The organism is Allobosea sp. P1_A7, assembly GCF_056406775.1.
The window spans coordinates 1-2,639 of record NZ_JBFTZN010000524.1; the positions used below are offsets into that span (position 1 = coordinate 1).

The 2,639-nt window shown below is 65.0% G+C and carries 3 protein-coding genes; all 3 read left to right on the forward strand.

Annotated features, from left to right (window positions below; translation table 11 throughout):
- A partial coding sequence (locus AC1D34_RS37230; protein WP_476826983.1) for a carbohydrate ABC transporter permease occupies positions 1-772 on the forward strand: 772 nt, incomplete at its 5' end.
- 11 nt (positions 773-783) lie between these two features.
- Positions 784-1,689, forward strand: a complete 906-nt coding sequence (locus AC1D34_RS37235; RefSeq protein WP_441505783.1) for a carbohydrate ABC transporter permease — start codon at positions 784-786, stop codon at positions 1,687-1,689.
- A gap of 117 nt (positions 1,690-1,806) precedes the next feature.
- Positions 1,807-2,604 carry an NAD(P)-dependent oxidoreductase gene (locus AC1D34_RS37240; protein ID WP_476826984.1) on the forward strand — a complete coding sequence of 266 codons (798 nt, stop codon included), beginning with the start codon at positions 1,807-1,809 and terminating at the stop codon, positions 2,602-2,604.
- The last annotated feature ends 35 nt before the right edge of the window (positions 2,605-2,639 follow it).

Below are 2,639 nucleotides of genomic sequence, written 5' to 3' on the forward strand. Positions count from 1 at the left end.
CCGCATCGGCCGGGCGGGCGTCTTCATCGGGCTCGAGAATTACGAGTCGCTGCTGACCGACTCGGTGTTCCGGCTCGCGGTCTTCAACACCATCCTCTACACGGTCGTCGCCTCGGCCCTGAAATTCGCGCTCGGGCTCTGGCTGGCGCTGCTCCTGAACGAGCACCTACCCTTCAAGGCCTTCATCCGCGCCATTGTACTGCTGCCCTGGGTGGTGCCGACCGTACTCTCGGCGATCGCCTTCTGGTGGATCTTCGACACCCAGTTCTCGGTGATCTCCTGGGCTCTGAAGGAGCTCGGCCTGATCTCGACCAATATCAACTTCCTCGGCGACACCACGAATGCGCGCGCCTCGGTGATCGCAGCCAATGTCTGGCGCGGCATTCCCTTCGTCGCGATCTCGCTGCTGGCCGGCCTGCAGACCATTTCGCCCTCGCTCTACGAGGCCGCGATGCTCGACGGTGCAACCAACTGGCAGCGCTTCCGCTTCATCACCCTGCCTCTGCTCTCGCCGATCATCGCGGTCGTGATGACCTTCTCTGTGCTGTTCACCTTCACCGATTTCCAGCTCATCTACGTGCTGACCCGCGGCGGCCCGCTCAACGCCACTCACCTGATGGCGACCCTCTCCTTCCAGCGCGCCATCCCCGGCGGCCAGCTTGGCGAAGGCGCAGCGATCGCAGTCGCGATGATCCCCTTCCTGCTCGGAGCGATCCTGTTCAGCTATTTCGGCCTGCAGCGGCGGAAATGGCAGCAGGGCGGCGCGGACTGAGGACGCCAGCCATGACCGACATCAGTCAACCGACCGCCCCGCGCGTTCAGCTCACCGACGAAAGCGTCGGCACCAGCTACATGGCCAACCTGCCGCGTCGGCTGGTGACCACCTGGTTGCCGCTCATCGTCTTCATCTTCGTGCTGCTGTTTCCGTTCTACTGGATGGGCGTGACGGCGCTGAAGCCCAATCACGAGCTGACGGATTTCAAGAGCCACAACCCGCTCTGGCCGGGCGAGCCTACGCTGCGCCACATCAAATATCTGCTGTTCGAAACTACATATCCGCACTGGCTGCTCAACACGATCTTGGTCTCGATCGGATCGACGATCCTGTCGCTCACCGCCGCCGTGTTCGCCGCCTATGCGATCGAGCGTCTGCGCTTCAGCGGCTCGCGGGTCACCGGGCTGGCGATCTTCCTCGCCTATCTCGTACCTCCCTCGATCCTGTTCATCCCGCTCGCCGTGCTGATCTTCGGCTTCGGCATCTACGACACCAAGCTCGCGCTGATCTTCACCTATCCGACCTTCCTGGTGCCGTTCTGCACCTGGCTGCTGATGGGCTATTTCCGCTCGATCCCCTACGAGCTGGAGGAATGCGCGCTCGTCGACGGCGCCAGCCGCTGGCAGATCCTGGTCAAGATCATCCTGCCACTGGCGGTGCCGGGGCTGATCTCGGCCGGCATCTTCGCCTTTACCCTCTCCTGGAACGAGTTCATCTACGCGCTCACCTTCATCCAGTCCTCGGAGAACAAGACCGTCGCTGTCGGCGTTCTCACCGAGCTGGTGCGCGGGGACGTCTATGAATGGGGGGCGCTGATGGCCGGCGCGCTGCTCGGCTCGCTCCCGGTCGTCATTCTCTACTCCTTCTTCGTCGAGCATTACGTCTCGTCGATGACCGGAGCCGTGAAGGAATAATCCAGCGGGGCCCGCCGGGCCCCGTTTGCGTTTGAGGGACTGCGTTCGTGAACGAGATCAAATCCATCGCCTTCGTCGGGCTCGGCGCCATGGGGGTTCCGGGTCACTGGCTTCGATATGCGCAAGAGCGCCCGCGAGGCGCTGGTTTCAGCCGGAGGCCACGCTGCCGAGAGCGCCCCGGCGGCCGCAAGAGATGCCGATGCGCTCGTCCTGATGGTCGTCAATGCCGCCCAGGCGCGCTCGGTCCTGTTCGAGGCCGGCGCCCTGGCGGCACTCGCGCCCGGCGCGAGCGTGCTGCTGATGGCGACCTGCCCTCCCGGCGAGGTCGAGGCGATCGCGACGGAGGTCACGAAAACCGGCCGTCACTTCGTCGATGCCCCGGTCTCCGGCGGCATCAGCGGCGCGCGCGGCGCGACGCTGACCATCATGGTCGGTGCGCCGCAGGAGAGTTTCGCACTGGCCAAGCCCGTGCTCGATGCGATGGGCGACAAGGTCTTCCATGTCGGCCAGAAGCCCGGGCAGGGTGCGACCGTGAAGACGGTCAACCAACTGCTCTGCGGCGTCCATATCGCGGTGGCGGCCGAAGCGCTCTCGCTCGCCGAGAAGGCGGGGATCGACGGCAAGATTCTCTTCGAGATCATGGGTGGCTCGGCTGCCTCGTCCYGGATGCTGCGGGATCGCGGTCCGCGCATGCTGCTGGAAGATGCCCCCGTCGCCAGTGCGGTCGACATTTTCGTCAAGGATCTCGGGATCGTGCTCGATGCCGGCCGCGCCGCCAGGACAGCACTGCCGCTCGCCGCCGCTGCACATCAGATGTTCCTGGCGAGCTCGGGCCTCGGCCATGGCGCGCGCGACGATTCGCAGGTCGTGCGCGCCTATCGCGCGCTCAACGCCAAACCCGCGAATGATCCATGAGCGGGATCTAGCGTTTGGGCGGTGTCGTCGTGCCC